This window comes from Sphingobacterium pedocola (assembly GCF_015209965.1).
GTDB classification, from domain to species: domain Bacteria; phylum Bacteroidota; class Bacteroidia; order Sphingobacteriales; family Sphingobacteriaceae; genus Sphingobacterium; species Sphingobacterium pedocola.
On sequence record NZ_MU158689.1, the window covers coordinates 2,250,621 to 2,273,609 of the forward strand.

Consider the following 22,989-nt stretch of genomic DNA (forward strand, 5'->3'; position numbering starts at 1 on the left):
CATTTACATATTAAAATTTAAACCAATGGAAACTCTTAGCGGATCAGGAAGTGCATCACCAAATTCAGGATCGATACCATGCTTATTTTCACGCCATAGGATTCCGATATTTTGGGCATAGGCATAAATACGTACATTCTTAAAGCCCGGATACAACTTATTCTGTAAAGCGTAACTCAATTGAATGTCGCGTAACTTAATCTGACTCGCCGATTCCACCAGTGCAGAAGACAGGTAGTACAATTGGCTTGCGTTTATATTATTCGGATAGGTAAACGCGGGGACATCTGTAAGCGACTCATCTCCACTCTGCTGCCACCGATGGGCATAATCCGCATGACCGATCCCCTGGTCGATAAAGAAACGGTTATCGAACGAACGTCGCATAAATTTATGCCCCAACTGGTAGGAAATATTAAACGAAAACTCGATCCCTTTAAAACTTAACGCATTCCGAAACGAGCCAAAGTATCGGGGTTGGGTCGTTCCGTGGTTATCCAGATCTTCTACCGTTGATGCATTGACCAGCGCCGAGTAATTGGAAGAGATCTCTCCATCCAGATAACCTCTAGGTGTACCGTTTTGAGGATCAAGACCTGCCCATTTGTAAGCCAATTGGCTGTACAGATCCATCCCTTCAATCGGTGTCATCAGCATTCCACCGGGCCCACTGATAAAATTTCGTGCTTTATTATCACTCACATATGATTTAGCTACCCTTGTACGGCTATATGCAAACACCCAGTGGGAAGACCAGCGGAATGATTTACTACGCCAGTTTAGGGTGTTCAATGCTATATCTACCCCCTTACCTTCCAGATCAGCACTGTTCACATTCATTGAACCGAAGCCCGTTGTAGGATCTACTAAGGTACTTGCGATCAAATCTTTCGGCCGCTTAATATAATATTCCACAGCTCCAGATACCCGCTGATCTTTGATCGCGAAGTCAAGTCCGAGATTCATCATGCCCACGCGCTCCCACCGTAAAGAAGGGTTGGGAGGTGACTGCATCATCGCATACGGCTGTCCGGTGATGTAATGGGCTGCCGAAGAAATATTGATTATCGGATAGGCCGCTGTACTGTTATTTACATTCCCGTTGTATCCGTAAGTTGCTCGAAATTTTAGCAACGGAAACCAGTCGCTATTAATGAAATCCTCATTTGAAAGTAACCAGGCTCCTCCTACCGACCAAAACGGTTGCCCGCGATCATTAGAGGCTACACCGAAGAGGTTCGATGCATCTTTGCGAACACTCCCGCTCAGGGTATATCTGCCCCGATACGTATACGAAGCATTTCCAAAGTATGCCACAAAGCGGTTCACGAACTTAGCGGTCTGCGCGTAGTCAACGAGGTTGACCGTTCCGGCGATACCATTTAACGCCGGAACCCGAAGCCCGTACTTGACTGGCTGAAAACTCATCGTTTCCCTATCATAGCCAAAGTATATCGAGGTCATTAAGTCGCTATTAATATCCCTTACTTCCGATCCCGCGAGGGCATTAAGCTCGTGATCTGCCCATTTCTGGTTAAAATCCAATTGGACTCTACCTTGGTTGGTGCTGTTGTTGCGATGCTGCATATTCATATAATCTCCTACCGGCAGATTCCATGTTACAGCGCTATTGGTCCATGAAGACCGGAAGTTGATCATTTCACGGAGATGCACCGATCCGATACCCTGCCAGGTCTCAGTAGGCTGTACGGCGCGCTGGTAGGCGTATACTGCAGACAGCCGAAGTGAGGGCAACAGTTGGTAAGCTCCGTTCAGATTGATAAAAGTCTCCCTGATATTGGTAATGGCGTGTGTTTGATCCAGTTCATCCAATGGGCGGTATTTCCAGTCCAATAACCTTCCACCTGCTACGGTATCCCTGAAAATAGGATTGTTTGGAATGGCGTCTACCACCAACGCATTACCTTGCGCATCGGCGAGCTGCATATAGGGGAAATTCCCCCTTCCCCGGCCTAATAGATTATACCCCACGGGTTGCTGGCTATCCTTATCTCTGGACTCCGTATAGGTGACACCAACATCAAAGGTCAAGTTTTTAAGCGGGCGAAGCTGTGTATTATTTTTGGCGGTAAAGCGTCGATATGACGAGGTAACCACTGAATTCGCCTTATTATCATATCCCACAGAAAACGAGGTATTGATTTTATCGTTACCGCCCCGCAACTGGACATTATATTGCTGATCCACGGCTTCCCTATAGATATACTTTTTAAAATCATTGCGCATATCGATAGGCCGTAGCCTGTCCAACTCCCGTTCCACCTCGTTATCGTCCAATGCACCTTCTTTATGCTTTTTCAATAATTGGATCACGGGCGTTAGATTAGCATAATATTCGTTCATCCGGCTGTTCCAGTATCCTTTGTTAAACAGTTCTCTTTCGAGATCTATATAGTCGGACGTATTCATCTGCGGATAATATTCTAAGTCCGGCTTTTGCCCTACTGTTACATTGCTATTGACCGAGAGTTGAAAAGGCTGGTTAAACTTACCCCGTTTGGTGGTGATGACAATTACCCCATTTCCCGACTGCGCTCCCCAGATCGAGGCGGCGGCAGCGTCTTTCAATACAGTGATATTCTCTATATCATTGGGATTTATATTATTGAAATATCCATTCAGCAGATCAAAGTTATTGGGGTAAGCAATGCCATCAATAACGACCAAAGGCCAAATGTTACTGTTCATACTGCTTATGCCCCTGATATTGATATTAAGAAGGTTGCCCCTATTTTGCTGAAAAAGCTTGGAAGAAGATATACTCGGCACCACATCCTCTAGCCGACTTACAAAGTCGGTGGATACCTTACGGTTAAACAAGGCCGAATCTACAAACTCGAACGATCCTGTAGCTCTTTCTTTTGGGATGCGCTGGTATCCCGTACTTACTACGTCGACTTCTTCGATCTGGTTCTCCGAGGGTTGCAGCGTGATGTCTACGGATGTAGTTGTTTCATCATAGGCGACAGTCTGCGCCGCATATCCAATGTGGTAGATCTTTAGCGTTCCTTTGGGTTGGGTTACCGTCATACTGAACCTCCCCTCATTATCCGTTAAGGTGTATTTGTTACCCGCCTGTACGGATACCCCTTCAATAGTCTGCCCTTCGGCAGCCGAGCGTACTTCTCCTCCGAGTGTACGACCCGACTGCGCCTGGGCATCACTAAACAACAATATGAACCATATCAATCCCGTAACGGAAAGGATTGATATGCTCTTCATCGGCATGTTAAAACATACTCTCCGATGAAAAAAACCTAATATCAGGAATATACATTTAAAACTATGGGCCATTGGTAGCAAACACTGCTTGCCTACCGACGTAATATATGGCACAAAGCTCGTATGGGTTTGCGGGAGTATAGATAGCGAGTTTTCCTTTACCTGCATATCCCGCCCCACTGGCACGTCATCATGAGGAGCGCAGCGACGTGATGATCTGTCACTATAAAGCGCTACCCGCTTCTTATACTCGTCATCGCGATGAGCGGAGCGAAGTGGCGATCTTTTTATTCTATTTAGGGTGTTGTCTATTGTTGGCAATAGTGCATAGCTTTCCCCTTTGCGTAATTTTCGCATTCTTTTAATGGTTAGTGTAAAGACCAAAATCTTTACAAATCAATAAATCTGGTGATTTATTCGGAACGCGTTGAAGCTCTTCATATCAGGTTAATCGGTATTGATTTACGCTCTTTCCGGAATAAAAAATAAAAGACCGACCTTCTTCTTATTGAAAAACAATACAAATTGTATAGAAATAATTTGTTCGGAATAAAAAAAGACTCTATCTTTAATGTGCGAGAAAAAAGAAAGGAACCAATTCTTAACCCAATAAACTAGCATTTGCTTTTATATTGCGTTGAAGGTCGGTTTTACAAACTCTCTCGGAAAAGGACATGGCTCGTGCCTTTAGTAAGATTGTTGAACAAGCTTACCTCCCTTTTCTATTGAAGTCTGTTTTCTTTTCTAGCTATTCGGGCGATCGAATAACGTTCTTATAAAGGTGTTTAATCGAAAACCACGACCGAGAATCTTGGATTCTGGTGGGGTCATTGGGGGTGTTTGTTAGTTTCGCTCTGTTCATAATCTTTTTAGTTTATGTGAACGAATCTCAAAAAAACGAAGGAATGAAACCTTGCCTTTTCCCACTCTTTCGCTATTGCTCGAAAGCTTTAGCTAGGCCTTACGCAAAGCATAAGGTGGTACCCGGAAGCGGCTACTCAGCAAGGCTCATTCCCGCGCGTATATGCAAAGATATAATATTCGCAGGAAATGAGCTAACCTTACCGCCTCCTTCCCAGGTACCAAGTGGAAAGTTGGAGACTCGTAAATATCTACAAGTGCTAAAACACTTGATAAATAAAAGTTAAACTCTAAGTCTAAATATTAGATATATGTAATCATAAAATGTGACACATCTATAAATACTTAGTTATCACTAAGCAAATATAAACACTTAGCCTGAACTAAGCAAATAATAATTAAAATAAATGTCAAAAAGAAAAAGCATTCCTAAAACGCAATTTGAATGGGCAATAGTAAAGCTAGTGCGAACCAAAAGAGATACAGAAAAAATAAGTCAAGCAAAAATTGCGACCCTTTTAGGTGTCACTCCTGGTTATATTGGGCAAATTGAAACTGAATCATCAGGTAGTATGTATACATATGAACAACTAAACAAACTTGCGAAGTATTTCAATTGTAGTCCGAAAGATTTCATGCCGGAAAAGGCTATTGAAGATTAAATAACGGAAGCCACAGATTGTGACCTCCAAGTAAAACTATTATTAACCAAATGAACCAAGAAAGACTAATGACCCTGAATCCTGCACTTCTACTTTGTAAAGGCTAAAGCTTTTACGGGAAGCCGTAGGGAGGTTTGAGGAGAATTGGGTAGGTTTGGAACTAAGAAAACCGATTAGACATCATATAGAAGTTGGCAAATACTATAAGATTCATACTATCTAAAAAATAATCCATGACTGGTAAATGCAATTCTTACGCTTTTGCAAATAGCAAGAAAAAACTAAAGCCCAAAATAAATACAACCATTGGAGGGTTAGTGGACAAGCTTTCTTATTGGTCAATCTTGCTCTTGATATTCCTTACAATATTTTTATATGCTATATTATATTTTTTTCTGGATACGTATTTTGAAGGACATGGCATAAATAGTCCATTGCCAAACTTCACAGATTGTCTTTACTTTAGTGCCGTTACATTTACAACTTTAGGTTATGGTGATCTTCTACCCGAAGGATTTAGTAAGCTTCTATCGATAATTGAGGTTTGTACAGGAATGCTTCTTGCTGCGATTTTTATTGGCAAAATTTCATCGGAGAGACAATCAAGTAAGTTAGCTCTAATTTATGCGAGCATGAATCATCAAAAAATACTAGAACTCATCAATGATGTAAATAATGCAGTTGAAGAAACAACGCGTTGGTATAATGCACACGACAACAAACGTTTATTAGACACCTCGAAGAATCTCTATGACCTTGTTTCTGTTATAAGGAAGTATTTAACAGTACAGTCATTAGAGGGAGAGTTAGCTAAACAAGGGAATGACTCTACTTTAAAAAGACTCTATGTTTCTTTAGAAAAGACACAAAAGCAATCGTATATCATTATTAAAACTTCAGGCATCAATCAGAATATCATCACTACGCACATTAGAATCGTAAATAGTGTCGCTAGAATTGGTAATAGCATGAAGCAATTCTATAATCAAAACGACAAAGTAACGAATATATTAGATGAGTTGATTCGTGAACAAAGAAGATGCACAACTTCAATTCAAAAGCAGAATATCGTATATAGAACAGAGATTACAGATGATCTAATAGATAATATAAATAAATGTAAAGGAGAGACTTTTGATCCGAAAAAAGACTTTGAACGAATTGCCAACGAAATAGGCATTTCTAAAAGATTACTAAGAAAATGTATCAAGCTATAAATAAAATCACTTAAAAATCTGTAAAAATAAACATGATAGATCAATCATTTTCGCCACAAAATATCGGAGCAGTATTTGATGCCGAGAACAAAAGAGGAACCAATATCGAGAGACTATTTGAAGCCTCTTTTAAGTCGTCGCTAGACTTAGCTGGCGAAATGAAGGATTTAAGAAATCAAATAAAATACGAAACAGACGCCTCAACAAGAAGAGGATTAATAGACGTACTAAATGAACAAGAACAATTAAGAAAAGATGAGCTTAATTATATTTTTGAAGTTATATCTGATAACATTAAGTCCTATAAACCAACTATCGGTATAAAATCAATAAAGTCGATGAGATGTTATACTCTTGACTCTACAGTTGAAAGTTATTTCTACTCAAAAATTTTACAACGAAATTTAAGAGAAACCTATAAGATAAAACAACAATCTCGGTATCATATTTTAAAATCTGTTATTCATCTTGTAGCTGATAAATTCCCGAAAATTGTTGTTAGAACCGATATTAAGAAGTTCTATGAAAGTATCCCTCAAAAACAACTACTTGCGAAGCTAGATTCTGATCACTTAATTACTATAAATACAAAAAGAGGAATAAGTTCTATTTTAGAGAGCTTCAATACTATCATTCCAAGTAGTAAGTGTGTAGGACTTCCAAGGGGGATCGGAATAAGTGCCTACTTATCAGAAATATACATGAGATCGATTGATTCCGAAGTAAACAAGCTAGAAGACCTTGTATATTACGCAAGATATGTAGACGATATCATAGCAATATTCACCCCAAGCAATGGGAAGAAGGCGGAAGCTAAAAACTACATCTTAAAAATCGAAGAAATTGTGCATGAAAAATCTAACAAACACCTACAACTTAATTTAAAAAAAACACAAGTCTATGATTTACAATTCAATCTTGATCCTATAATAGCTAATATTGATGACCTATGTAGTCCATCTTTGATTCAAACCACTAACTATAAAAAATCTATAAACTATTTAGGCTATAATATCGGTTTCACAAAACAAATTAGAATTGTAGAAGGTAAGACCAAAACCAATTTTATTAACCTTGTAGATATCTCAGACAAAAAAGTTTTGGATTACAAAACCAAAATAAAATTAGTATTTGACCATTTCAATAGAAAGAAACACCATTCACCAAAGAGAGCTATAAAACTTTTAAAAGCTAGATTGGAATACCTACTAACCAACACCCGTCTTAGTAACAATAAATCAAATGTATTTGTAGGATTGCACTACTCTTATCCGTTTATATCAACGGATATTCAATTAAATAAACTAGACAAAAGTCTGCTTTATTATATATCCAGAACCGGTCTTTCAACTTCGGAAAAGAATGATCTAAAAGAGTTTTCTTTTAAAGAGTTCTACAAAAAGAAAGAACTAATTAAACACAGCTTTAGCAATAGAAAATATTACACGTACAATGCAAACAAAAATGACGTAAAAAACAAAGGCAACAATGGAGTATTAAAATTTGGGATAAAAGAGATTACATCAATCTGGAAATAATGAAATACAAAAAAACAATTGGTTACAAAGATGCTAGAGTTCTTCTATCCGATATATTACCCTACGAAGTTCCACCATTTTTCAGCAATAGGAAATTCTACGATTTTGTGGTTGAAAATGATATTCATATTGATGGAGAGAAGCTAAAATTTAAGCGTAATATACCTACAGAAGCATTAAACATAATATTAATTTTGTTCGGTTTTGATTTTAAAAATTACACTTTAAATCCAGATAATCCAACTGACAGCCACCAATTTTTAAAAATATCTCCAAAACAAAATCAAACTATACCTTTTGACTTCAAAATATCACATAAAGACACTGATTATAGGAAACTATTTGTTATGCATCCTATCAATCAACTTGAAGTAGTGAACTTTTATAAAAAATACAACTCTACAATACTTTACTATACCTCACGTTCCAACTTTTCTCTTCGCAAACCTCATCGAATCGCATCTTTAAGATACTTTAAAAACACCATTAAGCCACAAAAAGGAAAAGCTGAAGAATTTATTGAATTAAATAAAAAAGAATATAGAAGTCTTAAAACTTATTTTTCATATGAAAAATATAGCAACATATATAGATACTATGAATCTTATGATTTCCAAAAGGCTGAGAAAAAATTCAGTCATTTACTAAAATTTGATATTTCAAGATGTTTTGACAGTATTTACACCCACTCAATTGTGTGGGCCACAATCAACAAAAAAGCATCTAAAGACAATTTGAATCAAACTGCAAAAAGTACATTTGGACATCACTTTGATGAACTAATGCAAAAACATAATTACAATGAGACAAATGGAATTATAATTGGTCCAGAGCTATCTAGAATATTTGCAGAAATCATACTGCAAAAAGTGGATCAGAATGTAGAAAAAATATTGGAGAAATCAAATTTAAAAAATGGAGAGGACTTTGAAATTACTAGATATGTGGATGATTATTTTGTGTATACAAATGATGCTATCAATAGAGACCTGATAATAGCTTCGTTTAAAAAAGAATTACAAACCTACAATCTTTATTTCAATGAATCTAAAACCATTGAATACACCAAGCCAATCATTACAGAAATCACTATTGCTAAAGAGGAAATAAAAAAACTGCTAAATGAATCAGCTATCTTCTTATTAAGTGATGAAAAAGCACAAATAAAAAAACACTACCTTGCGAAAGACATTATAACAAATTACAAAAGCATTTTAAAAAGCACAAATACAAGCTACAAGGATCTACAAAACTATTTTTTGGCAAGTATCTTCCGCAATTTACGTAAGTTGTTTAAAGAAATTTCTACTGATCAAAATAGGTTAATAAAGCTGCAGAAGGATTTGTATAATGATAATTCAAACAACGAACTAAAGCTTAAATATTCTGAGTTATTTAGAGAGTTAAATAAGCGTCATAAAAGTCTTAAGAAAAAATTAGTAGAAATCATTGAGCTTTCATTCTTTATTTACACTGTACTACCTAGAGTATCTTATGCTATCAAACTAAGCCAAATATTAATAACAATTATAAACTTCATTAAAAATGCAGAAATAACAATAGGCAATCTTAAAAGCAAAGGTATTATTATAAAGGATAGTCACATGATAATTAATTACGACTTTGACAATAAGCATGATATCTTTAAAAGAGTTTTTGATGGAATTCTCACTATCCTTCAAAAAAAAGTAATCAATAACTTTTCTGAAATCGAGACACTATATCTGCTCCCAATTATTAAAAATTTAGGCCATGAATACAATGTCGGTGAAGAGATACTTAACAAACATTTTTTGATCGACCAACAGGACAAAAGTAATAATTACTTCACTATAACATTTCTCCTAAATTTCATTCAAAGACGAGTAGAGTTTAAAACTACAATCGCTAGACTGCAAGATAAGATCCTAGAAGTTTTAAAATGGTATGATAGAAAAAACTCTGAACATACGTTTTTGTTGTTTGAAGTTTTAAATAACCCTAATTTTGGTCATAGTGAAGATAACTTAAAGGACTTTAGACTAAAATCTTTAGATAAAGTAGATTTCTTCAAAAAAGAGACAACAAGCCTAGAAAAAAACAATTTTATTGATGGCATAGCTAATTTCAAAAATATGTATTTTTTTGATTGGAAAAACCCTAACTTTGAGAAAGAACTAAATACAAAACGAGGGCACGAAGTTTATTAAACTATAAGATACTTGGAGAAATCTAAAAGCCCTGAATTATTGGTTAGGCTTTATGAAAAATTAATAAGATCTAGATTTCTTTTAATTGAAATCTAAGAGATTTGATATTGCTTATAAAGATATTGTGGCAACCAACACACACAATCTCCTAAAGGGTAATCATTACTTTTATGAGGCGAGCATAGAGAACTCGCCTTTTTTATTGACTTAAGAACATGTATTTATTTTTTGATACCGAAACCACAGGGCTTCCAAAAAGTTGGTCAGATCCTATAACCGATTTACAAAACTGGCCGCGTATGGTTCAGTTAGCTTACATACAATATAATCAACAAGGAAATAAAATAAACCCAAGGCAACTTTATTATTAAACCAGAAGGATTCTCAATACCAATGACTTCATCAAATATACATGGTATTACAACCGAGAGAGCTTTAAACGAAGGCAGGGACCTAAAAGAGAGCCTCTCTTTATTTAGTAAATTGATCCAGCAATCAACTACATTTATTGCACATAATATTTCTTTTGATGAAAAGATATTAGGAGCAGAATTCCTAAGGAAAGGAATGGACCTGCCACTTGAAAATAAAAGCAAGATATGTACAATGGATTCAACAAAGATTTTTTGTCAAATCCCAACACTATATGGTTACAAAAAGCCAAAGCTTTCTGAATTATATAAAAAATTATTTGATTCAAATCTAGAATATGCACATGACGCTTCGATTGACGTTGAAGCAACAGCTAAGTGCTTTTGGAGACTTAGAAGTATGGGGATTTTATAGTATACATTTTTTCAAACACACCCAAATGCTAAATAAAGAAAAATATCATGGAGAGATTTGGTTTCCAGAAAGAGAGGAAGAAAGGTGTTTCTGTGTTCTTTTCTATAAAGATGGGCAAGTATTTTTAGAGACTAATCTAGGTACACCCGAACGAGCCCATGTAAATAAATATGAAAAAATATTGGGATCTTTCACTGGACTGGGATGTCTAACTTTTATCGACTGCGAATTGAACCTTATCTCTAGCGGCGCTATAATAAGCTATATATACGAGTCTCGATATACTTTCATCCATCCGGAAGAATTTTTCTCTCCAGAATTGACCACGAAAAGCTATAGGGTCTCGTACAATGGGTTATTAGACTGGAGAAGATGGAATCCCTGTTTTGTAGCGAAAGAGCAGATTATCAATTACGGACGAGAGGAATCTCATGTATTCGAAATCGCTCATAAAAATCTCTCCGTAGAAATGTTGTTTTTCTCAAGATTGAATTTTGATAAAAATATGACTATAGCACAAAACTACAGCAAGCTAAGGCTGAATTATGACATTGACGTACCACTGGGAAGAGCAATAGATGATTATGAAATATTTCAAAAACTCATCCAATTTTTAACGGGTAGTGCCCCTCGATTTAATTCTTTTGGTTACCTATGCCCCATTAGTAATGAGTGGGGAACGGTATACTTTGAAGATAATGGTTACAAAGAACTTAAAACTGGTTACTTCCTAATTGAGTTTAGGGATATTGTAGAACACCTTCCAGCTCTAGTTAACTTACTATATACGGATGAAAAATTTCTCTTTTGCATAGAACGATTGCTAGACAATCACATTGACGGCCGTCTCAGCCATAGTAAGAGATTTACGAACTCTATTTCTACTTTCGAAGCGTTTTGTAAGAACTACACTGAACGGAGTAATACCAAACTTAATGGCTTCTTCGAGGAACATAAGGATTTGATATGTGAGATTATGAATTTTGAAGAAGATCAGTTCAAGATATTCAAGTCAAAAATAGCACGATCGAGAAACTATCATGTGCATGCGAATATTAATGATCATGGAAGCAACGATATTTTCTCCGATTTCGAATTGTTGTATTTGAGTTTCGCCTTAGATTCGATTGTAGCAATTGGCTTACTAAAACATGCTAACGTCAGCACTAAAGTAATTGATAAATTTATTTATCTGGGCAAAATGACTTACGGCGGAATGCAAAGTCTTAATCGAGAATTACGCCAGGACTCTATTCGTGATTGGTCTGCTAACTAACCATTGTAATCTATGGCTCTGAAAATACAGTTTGGATACAGCAAATCCCAAAATAAGGTGTATTATATTCATCAATTAGATAAATCTTTAAGGCATACAAAAAATAATATTTAGTGAACAATAAAAAACATAACAATTTAGGTTTTATATACTTTCTGCTACTATTGGGACTACTCATCGTATTCAGAGAGCCTCTAGCTAACTTGATAGATACTATGCTGGTAAAACCGATATTTAGCAAAGTATCTTCTAGTCTAGCAACAGACTTAGCAATACTATCATCACTCACGATTATGATATGCCTCCTATGGGATAATAAAGACCATAAGTGGATAATCAAATGCTTAGGTACCCTACTAATTTTATTTGCGATATATAGATTCGGTAATTATTGGTCATACACTCTCTCCTATTTATTAGGAAATACGCACCTAGCATATATCGACTTGACTGCTATATTTGTATCAATTCTATTTGGCCGTCATTGGTATTTATTATGTGCGAGACAACATGATCAAGGAGAAAACACCGCTGCCAACTCAGGATTTATCGAGGATAATTCGATTGAAACAGAAGAACATGATACATATGAAAGATCACAGATAGCCAAGCAAATAGCAAATCAAATTCTCGGCACGAAAAACACGCGTTCATTTGCCATAGGTATAACCGGTGTATACGGATCAGGAAAAACATCCTTCATAAATCTCATCACGAATGCACTCGAAAAAGAGACTCATCCCCCTTTGATCATAAACTTCAACCCTTGGAACGCCGAAACAACTGCAGACCTTCAAAAACTATTCTTTGACGAGTTAAGTATCTCTCTAGGTAAAGAAGATAGTGCGCTTTCCTCCCATCTTTACAACTACTACCGCAGACTGAATGGAAAAAGCACATTTGTCGGGAATCTAGTCAATAATCTAAGAGATGTATCCGTCATTTTCAATCGTGATCTTGATGATGAGAAGAAAAAAATCAACGATATGATGATTGCCCTGTCTCGCAAAATCATCATCGTAATCGATGACCTAGACCGCCTACACAATGAAGAAGTGATCGAGGTACTTCGTCTGATCAGAAACACCGCAAATTTTGGTAATATAACGTACATCGTCGCATACGACAAACGGTATGTTGAAGAATCGTTAAAAAAATTAAACAAGCGCTCATACAAAAATTATCTTGACAAAATCTTTCAGATTGAGATTCCCCTTCCTAAGGCAGAAAGCTATTTAATAGCTAATGCGCTTATAAAGCATCTGGAGCAAATTGTCCGACCGAACGAATTGAGCTATGTCCGAGATCAGTTTATTAATCTAAATTTTGACAGTGAGTATGAAGAGGCTATCTCAGCGGCCTTCAACAGCCATAGAGATATCGTCCGCTTTGTCAATAGCTTTAGCATAGCTTATGAGATGATCTCTGAAGAAGTTGATTTTGTTCAGTTACTATATATTCAGATTTTAAAGTTCAGATACCCTATAGCATACGACACATTGTACGATCGACGAAAAGAGGTTTTGATAAATTCATCAAGTACTTTTATATACAATCAGACCTATTCGTTACGCAAAATATCGGAGAATCGTGATGCTGAATATACTATCCTAGATATACTAAAAGATGATTTGAATCTATATGATCTGACTCAGGTCAAATATATACTGAACCATCTATTCGCTCTAAATCTAACACTGCATGATAAATATAAGACCAGAACCATTACTAACCCAGCGGTTTTTGAACTGTTCTTTACAAGTAGAATCTCATCCGTCGGACTATCCGAGAGAGGATTTGTAAAACATATGCTCGGTGATGTAACACTGATAAATCCATATATAGACAATCAACTTGAAAAAGGATTCTCTACGCAGCTGACACATCGAATATTGAAAATGAATATCCAAGATTTCATTGACCGAGATCATTATGAAAATATTGCATATGCATTTATTCAAAAAATAATACCTGCATACATAAATGAAAAAGGTATGCAAGAATCTATAGTCTCAGGGTTCATATCTACTCACCTTGATCAATGGGAACAAATAGTAAACAAATATTACGATAGGAGCATAGACGCACATAGTAGACATGTTTCAAAACTATTGTCATTTCACGAAGAGGCTTATCTGTTCATCAGTGAGTTGGCGCGGAAAATGATATTACGCAAAGAGGATATGCGCCAAGAGGATAGAAATATTATTTCCATTGAGTTCTTTCTTGACAAGCAATTAAAAAGCCTTACTGCCGGTGTTGACAGCAATTCTCAGATAATTAGTCCAGAAGTAACTTGGATGTTTTGGGGTATAAGGCGGTATTATAGAAACGATAATGAAGATCAGAGCAAAGAAAATTTCGATGACACTTGGGAGATACACCCTAAAGCTGTCAAAATATTATACGATAAATTGAACGAAAGAGATCTAAAACATCTACTACAATCGCTCATTTCCAGAGATATGTATAATGAAGACCGATATGTTTTACACGCGAAGCTTATTAAAGACACCTTTAGAAATATACTTGAGCTACGAAGAATAGTTAACATCAACGATCACACAGCTCAGGAAATAAAAAAGGAATTCCTAGGTTTCTTGTGGCAATACGAGCAGAATAGTGGTTCTTCTGTGAAATCTACCTTTGAACATTTAGAAATCAACTAACATTCAAAAAGGAATATGAAAATGAAAAGGATAGTTCCGTCAAAAAAGCTACTTAAAGATTTTAATAATATATTGGATATTACGGATCGATTAGTGCCAGTCATTTCGGTCGGATAGTGCCAACTATTACGGTTCAAAACGTGCCATTTTAGAATATTTGGATTAGAGTTTTACGGTTCGTTTTGTGCCATGCGTATTATGGTACTATAATACCCGACACAACATCGAGATTACGGTTCGTTTAGTGCCACTTTAAAAGATCAAGAAATTACCTTGTCGCTCTAAATATAGAAGCGATATGGCCAACACACTTGATCCGATGGACTTAAAACAAATACTCACATTACATCTGGACAGCTACAGCAACCGCAAAATAGGTTCTGTTCTGGGTATTTCCCGTAATACCGTCAACACCTATATGCAGCTGTTCGCCGGCAGCGAATACTCGTTTCAGGAGCTTCTGAGCTTCGATACGTCCGCTTTATCCGAACTGTTCTCATCGCATACCACCCTGGACACTGCACGGCATAATGAGCTCATGCTTTATTTCGAAGGGGTCAACAAGGCCCGGAACCATCCCGGCTTCACTTTTCTATACCACTATCAGCAATATGTCGAGCTAGCGGCAGAACCCTACAGCTATACCCAGTTCCTGGAGCATTACCGCCGTAAATACCCAAAAGAAAAGGGCTCGATGAAACTTCAGCACATAGCCGGCGAAGAAATGTTCATCGACTTTGCAGGTAAAAAGCTGCATATCATCGACAGGCATACCGGAGAGATCACTCCTGTTGAAGTATTTGTCGCCATACTTCCATGCAGTCAGTATACCTATGTCGAGGCCTGCACAAGCCAAAAACGCGCAGATATGCAATATCCTGCTGCAGTAATGCCCTGCGTTTCTTTGGAGGGGTACCCAAAGCTATAATATCGGACAATCTAAAGTCTGCCGTCAATAGATCGAGCAGATATGAACCCGACATCAACCGTAGCTTTAAAGACTTTGCGCGCCATTACAACTGTGTCATCAATCCCACCCGTGGCTACTCTCCCCAGGACAAGGCATTGGTTGAGAATGCGGTCCACCTGGCTTATCAACGTATCTATTATCCTTTGCGCGAGATGACCTTTTTCTCACTGAAGGATCTCAACAGAGAAATTACCGTTTTATTGGAGCGATACAACAATCTACTCTTCAAACGGAAAGAATCCAGTCGTATAGAACTATTTCAGCGTACCGAGAGACAGTATCTCAAAGATCTACCTGCTGATACCTATGAGCTTAAGGACTATAAAAGAGCGAAGGTGCAAAAGATGGGCTATGTATACTTTTCTCCCGACAAGAGCTATTATAGCGTTCCGTACCGTTATATCGGAAAAGAGACCACTATCCATTATACCAAAAGCCGTGTTGAGGTATTCTACAGCCATGAAAGGATTGCGCTGCACCAGCGTAATCTGATCAAAGGGAGCTATATCACCAACACGGATCACCTGAGCAGTACCCACAGGTTCTACTCGGAGTGGAACCCTGAGTTCTTTAAGAAAAAGGCGCTGCCGCACGGTGAATATGTCCTGGCATGTATTGAAAAGATACTGGCATCACAGGACTATCCCGAAATAAGCTACAAACGCTCTCTGGGCATCATCCAGTTGCACCGTGCCTATGGCTCGCAGCGCCTCAATAATGCGTGCAAAAGAGCGCTCGATACAGATGCATGCTCTTATCTGAGGATAAAGAATATTCTTAAGAACAATATGGACAGAGTCCATCTATTGGATGACCCCACCCAGCAGATACAGCCGCATATACCATTCCATAGTAATATACGCGGAGCTTCCGCTTATGAATAATAACAATCAAAAATCAGAAAATGAACAATCAGACAGTTGAAAAACTACGTAACATGCGTCTGGGTGCCATGGCCCAGCTGCACCAACAGTACGTTAAGGAAAACCGGTTCGAAGGTATTACATGCGACGAATACCTTGCATTATTAACCGATCACCAATGGGAAGACCGTGAAAACAACAAGATCGACAGGTTGCTCAAACAGGCGGGCTTTAGGCAGAACGCCAGTCTTGGCGATATAAAATACGGCAGTGAAAGAAATCTGGATAAAAACATGTTCGTCCGTCTTGGTACACTGGACTTTGTGCAGCGGAAAGAAAACATCATAATCTGTGGTGCCTCCGGCACAGGAAAAAGTTATCTATCGCAGGCACTGGGGCATCAGGCCTGTCTCACAGGAATAAAAACACTCTACACAGTAACTGCCAGAATCATTAAGAGGTTGAAATTGAGTAAAGTTGACGGGACATATCTCAAGGAGCTGGAAAAACTGGCCAGGGCAGAACTGTTGATACTTGATGACTTCGGCCTGCAGGCTTTCGATAACCAGGATCGGGAAACATTGATGGATATCATAGACGATCGACATGGCAAAAGATCAACCATAATATTTTCCCAGATACCGGTATCCGCCTGGTATGAAATCATCGGCGGCGAAGGAACTATTGCTGACGCAATACTGGACCGGATCGTAAACTCCTCACACCGGATTGACCTGAAAGGTGAATCGATGAGAAAGGGAATATTGAAACAGGAATAACGATAACTTTTTTATATAATTGTATGATCTTTTAAGTGGCACGGTTTGACCGAAATCAATGGCACCATTACTCCGAAATACCCATATATAGTGGCCCATATAAGTTTAACCAATTCTATCCTTTAAAATGCAATTCTTTCATTTGTTTTCGATATTAGATGCCATTTTAAAATCCGAATTTCCATATAAATGTAAACAAGCCCAAGCAGCAGGGGTTGGAAATCTGTTATATACTTCTTTATTTGCCAGAAACACAGCCTCATCAATTCTTTTTCCTCCCTCAATAGCGGAGAGAAATTCTGGAAGCCAAATACCTGGGATAGTCACTTCTAATGCCCAAAAAGGAGCAATTACTGCTTGGTATCCTTGTTTAATAAATTTCTTTATTAATGAAGTCGTATTGTTCCGAAAAAACTCAGTTTGCATAGAGCCTGAATAGCACACAAAGAAGATTAGAATCTTTCCCTTGCCGACAACATCGTCCAAGTCGTATAATGGCTCCTCATTCTGATAGATTATTTGTGATTCCGCAATACTATTTGCACCATGCGAACAGATAATATTGATATCTGAATTCAAAGGTTTATCTAATATTTTCGAGGTATATAAATTGAATGCATTTGTACTGAGTGTATCTTCAATTTTACTCAGAAGGATGTTTAAAGGATAATCCATACTTTCTGTAGGGATCCAGATAGACTTACTATATGAACTGCCCATTGGATCAAAACCTACTGATTTTAAATACCACTCGGTTGAGAGTACATTGGTCACAGGAATGGAATGTGCAATAAAGTTTCCATTATTATCCAGTAGAAGATTGTGCGGAAAGGCTGACAAATACATATCCTTTACAAGTAGTATCCTGTCGGAAGAAATGTTGTGGTTAATCTTCGTGAATTCAATAGTATCGCTAATCAATTTTCCTTCCGCCTCATGTTCCTCAGGAAATATTGTCCTTACTCCATGTCTGTCTCTGGTCGTATCATTAAAGCTCAGATTATAAAAATACTCATCCTTCACATGCTTATTATAGGTTAATAAAGACCAGTTAGTTAGATGAAAAACTTCAAAACCTTGTTGGTTCAGATTCATCTGGTATACGCTATTGTCCACAGCCGCTAGCCAAGTAATCGTACTGATCGGACTATTTTTTTGTATATCAATAAGTGTATTGTGGTTAGCATACTTCTGTTCCATTTCGGCAATATCTATTTCGGGAAAAGTCATGACGGCCAAACCACTAGTAATTTGTGACTGAAACAGTAAGCTAAAATCAGATTTTAATATCATCCCTAGTAAGAATGCAGAGAAATCATTAGATTTCTTGCCGTAAACTATAGCTGCGCCTGATAATTTAAGTGCATAATCATTATCATAAACAAAATCAGAAGTGTTTCTTGTTTGTTCTAGTTTAATAAGTGATTCTATTAAATATTGCTTGATATCAGGAGAATCAGAGAAGATTGCAGCTTTTTGCTTTTGCACATAATTGGCAGGAACGATCATCTCAAGTCTAGAAAGATAATATCCTAGACTGGTATTGCTAAAATCAGCAGCAGGGTAATGTCTTTTTATATTAAATAACGCAATCAGGCAAGGCATTGCTTCATTTAAATTACCAGACAATACAGATTCCCTATGTTCATTTAAATAATCAAGATAAGATATAGGTATCATCGGATCAAGCTTTAACAAACGTGAATTTAAATGAATATGCTCTAAATATCTTTTTTCTGCACCAATGAATCGAATATGATTTGGTATAGAGGTATAGATTATTTCGCAAAGATTCGGCAGATTGACATTTCTAAAAAACTGGGATGATTGCATGATTATTTCCCTGACATACTTTTCATTTAGATTAGTTGTCTTATTAAAAGCTGCTACCATACTAAGATTCGCATAAAGCAGACCTGCATGTACGCTGGCCCCGTTACTATAAACTCTAAATGAATGTTTGTACCCCCAATCGATTTCATTTTCTTTAAATCCACAAATAATAATTTCTTCTGCTATATCTCGATTGAGCTGATATAATTCCGACTGGCTCAGTTTTTCTGAAATAACCGCCATAATGTGATAGAAAATTTCAGATTGCTTTAAGATCTCCATCAATGGTCTTAAAGTAGCTGCTGACTGAAAGACATTATCAGCAACAGTCTGGTTCCATACTGGCTGGTCTACATGGTCATAAATCAAATTTATTAATACTGCAGCAATTGAACGTAATTCCTCATTGGAAAGTCCGTTAAAATCAAGATTATCTTCAGAAAGCCTTACTCTATTGTTTATTCGATAAGCATCTTTCATAATAGCGAATAATTTTTCGACGGATTCATTAGTTGTTGGATGATTAATTATTGTATCATCGAATGGCGCCAACTGGGAGATTTTCATTAAATCCTCGAAAAGCTGCATAAATTTTGCTATTTCATAGTTTACAGAAATGGTATTATTTTCTTCTAAACTAGTAAGGAAATAAGGAACATTTTCTTTATAAAAAGTATATGAATTTGACATGCAATCTAGAATAGCTGCATAAAGTTCAACTATTTCATCTTGATTATTTGTATGCTGATTAAGTCTTTCATCACTTAGCTTAGCATGGAGGTCCATTACAAGATTAGAAACCATAGTGTTACTTATTAAATAGATTTTTAATATTATTATTTTTATCGCAAAAATAATTCAATTATTGCTCTGAGTGTTCTTTTGTTGTTAATTGTAGTTAAATCATTTAGGCCCCTCTCCTATTAATAGCATAGAAATTTTGACCATTTATAATTTCATATATCAAACAATTTTACTTGATTAATTTATTCCAGAATCGGTTAACTGCTCATATACAGATTTTGCAACCTCTATAGAAAGCACTTTGTCTAGTGCCAGGTCAATCAGTTTTCCTTTTAATAGCTGAGACCACGATTTCTTTGAAAGTGTAGTATGTAATGATTTAAGTTCATTAAAAACAATCTCATGCCCGTAACCTAATTTAGTCAATTGACTTAACACTAAATCTATCTTCTCATCTATTTCATTATTAATCCTTTGTTCTTGTTTGCGTTTAACTTTCCTTTCAATGTACCCAGCACCTTTAATAGTAATCCTAATGACGTCAGGTATATCATATCTTTCCTGCCGAACGGCATAGCCTCTCTCGCAAAGATCGGACGCTAATTCTTCTGATTCAAAAAAAGTAAAATCTATATTGCTAACCTCAAAAATCCTTTCAACGGAAAAGAAATCGTCACTATGCAGGATGTTTAACTTTAGAATAAATTCTTTTTTCTGGAATAGAGAGCTTACTTCGACTATCCATCGAATCCTCAAGATTGTCGATTACGGAAAGATATTTACCCAACTTTGGAAAGCTTTTGTAGAATCGCTCTAATCTTACAATTTCCTTTTTAATCTCTGGTAACTGATCATTTGAGTACGTACTATAAAAATTGTCCAATACCGTAGGATAGTCCAGACTTAACCAATTAACCACCTCATCCCCTTCCAATCCGATATATTCTTGTAAGAAATACTAGATCTTCATAATAATATTATCCGTATACTCTCTAATGCTAATGTTATTTTTCCCCTGTAGTGTTTCAAGCATCTCTTCCTCATACGATTGAAAAATTTTGAAGAAATCATCAGAAGTTGTATTTTTAAATCTGTATCTCATTTGATTAAAATTTGTTAGTAGGAAAAAGTAAGCGCGAAACTATATCTCAATCACATTCCATCCAGATTCTCTATACTTGTCCAGGTCATTTTTTACATTCTCTTTTCGAACAGCAAAACAGAGCAAATGGGTAGGCCTAGAAAAACCGACATACATCATTTTAAGTGCTTCGTTTGATCTTACACTCCCTTTCTTGGAGATGCTTTGTCTTCGAAAATATATAGGGTTATCCGCTAAAATGGGGTGTTTAGTCTTTGATCCTTTTTTGAGTTCAACATTCAACTTATGTGTTTCACAACTGTGATAATCCGTCTCAACATACATTGTAGCACAATGCGTCTGTCCTTTTACTGAGTGAATAGAGCCTAGCTTCAGTGTAAGTGCACTATCTTCCTTTTTATCCTTACTTAATCCTTCTGATTCAATAAAAAGAAATTGCTTCGTTATAAAGTCGTGTGACTTATCAATTTTAAACTCTGGAAATAATGCGATTAGATTATCTTTAATGTACGTATAATACTCTACATAAACTCTATCATAATCTCGGCACACAACGATTGAGTAGCACCAGTCAAATAACTGTTCTTTAAATGATTGATAAAAATCTTCTCCTTTACTCTTAACAAGTTGCACGAAGCTAGATTTTCTGAAATACTTCCGCTTTTCAGTGTCATGATAGATTTGCTCAATTCTTAAAATTCGGATTATTCCATTCAACAACGATTTTCTTATGGATTCAAAAGTCTTTTTGTCACGATCGAATAAAAACAGATGCTTTCTTAGACAATCAAAGTCCTCTTTCTTTTGCTTTGACTCTCTAGTATAGTCAGGAAAAAGCTTTCTTAAATGCCATTTATCAGATGCCTCATCTTTATCTGTAGTCCATGCGATGATGTGAAATCCTTTTTTAACATTCTTTTCATTTTTTTCTAATTGATGTTGTTTTATAAGTTCGACAAACTTCTTTTTCAACAAATCCGCGTCTGTTTCGTCTTTATATACCAGTAAATATGGAGCTATATTTTCGTTCTTAGAACTACCAACAACCTCGTACCCTATATCTCTTGAAAGGACAAATCCATCAACTAACTTTCCGATAGTTTCTGTAAGTCTATGAGACTTATTTAAGCTTAAGTTTTTAGGAAATCGATCGGGATCCGATTCGTATCTGGTTTTCCAAACTGTATCACTAATTAAGGAGCTACTTGAGTAAATTGATTGATTCTTATCACCTATTCTCTGAATGATAGTACCAGCGTCTGCGGTAAAGAAAATGGCTTCTATTAAATCTATTTGTTCTTGATCTAGATCTTGCATTTCGTCAATGAAGATCTGCTTGAATCGAATCCTTAGCACATCCATTAATTCAGGGTATTTAGCCACATAGTAAGTTGCTAAGGATATAGAATCGGAATATCTTAATACGCCTTTCTTAAAAGCACTCTCGAAATAGGAAAGCAGTTCTCTACCGGATTCAGAATCGAAGCTTAAATCTCCAGATGATGATGTAAACTTACGTTTCGATATATTCAATTTGTATCTAAAGCAAAAAGTAGTCTTTTGTTCTGTAACAGCATTCATTGCCGTTTTATGGATATTGGAGAGAAGTAAATCAATAGGGTCTAAACTTTTCTTATCTATATTTTTAACTAACCGATAATTAAAACCACCTTTCCTATCGATTTTTTCTTGCTCTTTCAATTCTTCAAACAACCTCTTTGAATCTATTGCTGATCCGTTGGTTGCTGACACTATATCTTTTACGGTAATTTTTGCAAACTGACTATAAATATTATGAAAAATAAAGCTACCAAGTTTAGATCCAAACGTTATCCCACGAAATCTTTGAATCAGCTCATTCTCTGATATTTCATCATCATTCTTCCTAATGTAACTCCCGTATAATTCAAAACAAGCTTGATTTGCAATGAACTTATTTGCAAAACTTTGAATCGTACCAACAAAATTGGGGTACGAAAAGAGCTGAGGACATACCGGTCTCAAAACCTTCTCTATCTCTTCAACAGCATGATTGGTATGTGAAAGCACAAGGATGCCAGCATTATCTTTAAGAGGCATTTGCTGAGCAATACAATATAATTTCGCCAATAGAGCAGTAGTCTTTCCACTTCCTGGCACAGCCAGCAAGTCTCTGGTATCTTTGCAAAAAATAAACTTCTTTCTTTCCTCATCAAACTCCTCTCCATCGATTAAGAGTTCCTCCGCTTTGATTAGATGGTCTGGATTAATCTTCATA

15 protein-coding genes are annotated in these 22,989 nt (G+C 36.5%); 10 read left to right on the forward strand and 5 right to left on the reverse strand.

What is annotated here, in order from left to right; all coding sequences use genetic code 11:
- Positions 1 to 3: 3 nt before the first annotated feature.
- Complete coding sequence (locus C4F40_RS09515; protein ID WP_196939087.1) at positions 4 to 3,600, reverse strand: SusC/RagA family TonB-linked outer membrane protein; 3,597 nt, start codon at positions 3,598 to 3,600, stop codon at positions 4 to 6.
- A gap of 911 nt (positions 3,601 to 4,511) precedes the next feature.
- On the opposite strand from C4F40_RS09515, the gene C4F40_RS09520 reads away from it, so the two are divergent.
- From C4F40_RS09520 to istB, 10 genes are all read left to right on the forward strand, one after another.
- Entirely contained in the window at positions 4,512 to 4,766 is a 255-nt protein-coding gene (locus C4F40_RS09520) for a helix-turn-helix domain-containing protein (protein WP_196939088.1), read from the forward strand.
- A gap of 233 nt (positions 4,767 to 4,999) precedes the next feature.
- Entirely contained in the window at positions 5,000 to 5,983 is a 984-nt protein-coding gene (locus tag C4F40_RS09525; protein ID WP_196939089.1) for a potassium channel family protein, read from the forward strand.
- Between the two features lie 32 nt (positions 5,984 to 6,015).
- Complete coding sequence (gene drt3a, locus C4F40_RS09530) at positions 6,016 to 7,521, forward strand: antiviral reverse transcriptase Drt3a (RefSeq protein WP_196939090.1); 1,506 nt, start codon at positions 6,016 to 6,018, stop codon at positions 7,519 to 7,521.
- Positions 7,521 to 9,710: an antiviral reverse transcriptase Drt3b gene (gene drt3b, locus C4F40_RS09535; protein WP_196939091.1), complete on the forward strand. Its 2,190-nt coding sequence runs from the start codon at positions 7,521 to 7,523 to the stop codon at positions 9,708 to 9,710. The genes drt3a and drt3b overlap by 1 nt, the downstream gene beginning before the upstream one ends.
- A gap of 366 nt (positions 9,711 to 10,076) precedes the next feature.
- Entirely contained in the window at positions 10,077 to 10,496 is a 420-nt protein-coding gene (locus C4F40_RS09540; protein WP_262894819.1) for a 3'-5' exonuclease, read from the forward strand.
- A 25-nt stretch (positions 10,497 to 10,521) separates the two neighbouring features.
- Positions 10,522 to 11,772 (forward strand): ApeA N-terminal domain 1-containing protein, encoded by a 1,251-nt coding sequence (locus tag C4F40_RS09545; RefSeq protein WP_196939093.1) that lies wholly within the window; start codon positions 10,522 to 10,524, stop codon positions 11,770 to 11,772.
- A 113-nt stretch (positions 11,773 to 11,885) separates the two neighbouring features.
- Positions 11,886 to 14,441 (forward strand): KAP family P-loop NTPase fold protein, encoded by a 2,556-nt coding sequence (locus C4F40_RS09550; protein ID WP_196939094.1) that lies wholly within the window; start codon positions 11,886 to 11,888, stop codon positions 14,439 to 14,441.
- Positions 14,442 to 14,739: 298 nt separating this feature from the next.
- Positions 14,740 to 15,369 carry a hypothetical protein gene (locus C4F40_RS21565; protein WP_231389979.1) on the forward strand — a complete coding sequence of 210 codons (630 nt, stop codon included), beginning with the start codon at positions 14,740 to 14,742 and terminating at the stop codon, positions 15,367 to 15,369.
- On the forward strand, positions 15,258 to 16,295 hold the full coding sequence (locus tag C4F40_RS09555; RefSeq protein ID WP_231389981.1) for a Mu transposase domain-containing protein: 1,038 nt from the start codon (positions 15,258 to 15,260) through the stop codon (positions 16,293 to 16,295). Before C4F40_RS21565 ends, C4F40_RS09555 begins: the two co-directional genes overlap by 112 nt.
- A gap of 20 nt (positions 16,296 to 16,315) precedes the next feature.
- The gene (gene istB / locus C4F40_RS09560) at positions 16,316 to 17,053 is read left to right on the forward strand and encodes an IS21-like element helper ATPase IstB (protein WP_196939095.1); all 738 of its coding nucleotides are present in this window, start codon (positions 16,316 to 16,318) and stop codon (positions 17,051 to 17,053) included.
- Between the two features lie 138 nt (positions 17,054 to 17,191).
- Here the strand turns inward: istB and C4F40_RS09565 are convergent, their stop codons facing one another.
- The 4 genes from C4F40_RS09565 to C4F40_RS09580 all read right to left on the reverse strand — a co-directional run bounded on the left by C4F40_RS09565 (position 17,192) and on the right by C4F40_RS09580 (position 22,988).
- Entirely contained in the window at positions 17,192 to 19,690 is a 2,499-nt protein-coding gene (locus C4F40_RS09565; RefSeq protein WP_196939096.1) for a hypothetical protein, read from the reverse strand.
- Between the two features lie 177 nt (positions 19,691 to 19,867).
- Positions 19,868 to 20,386 carry a hypothetical protein gene (locus tag C4F40_RS09570; RefSeq protein ID WP_196939097.1) on the reverse strand — a complete coding sequence of 173 codons (519 nt, stop codon included), beginning with the start codon at positions 20,384 to 20,386 and terminating at the stop codon, positions 19,868 to 19,870.
- Positions 20,387 to 20,588: 202 nt separating this feature from the next.
- The gene (locus C4F40_RS09575; protein ID WP_196939098.1) at positions 20,589 to 20,732 is read right to left on the reverse strand and encodes a hypothetical protein; all 144 of its coding nucleotides are present in this window, start codon (positions 20,730 to 20,732) and stop codon (positions 20,589 to 20,591) included.
- A 39-nt stretch (positions 20,733 to 20,771) separates the two neighbouring features.
- Positions 20,772 to 22,988, reverse strand: coding sequence for a UvrD-helicase domain-containing protein (locus C4F40_RS09580; RefSeq protein ID WP_196939099.1), 2,217 nt, complete (start codon positions 22,986 to 22,988; stop codon positions 20,772 to 20,774).
- Position 22,989 lies beyond the last annotated feature (1 nt).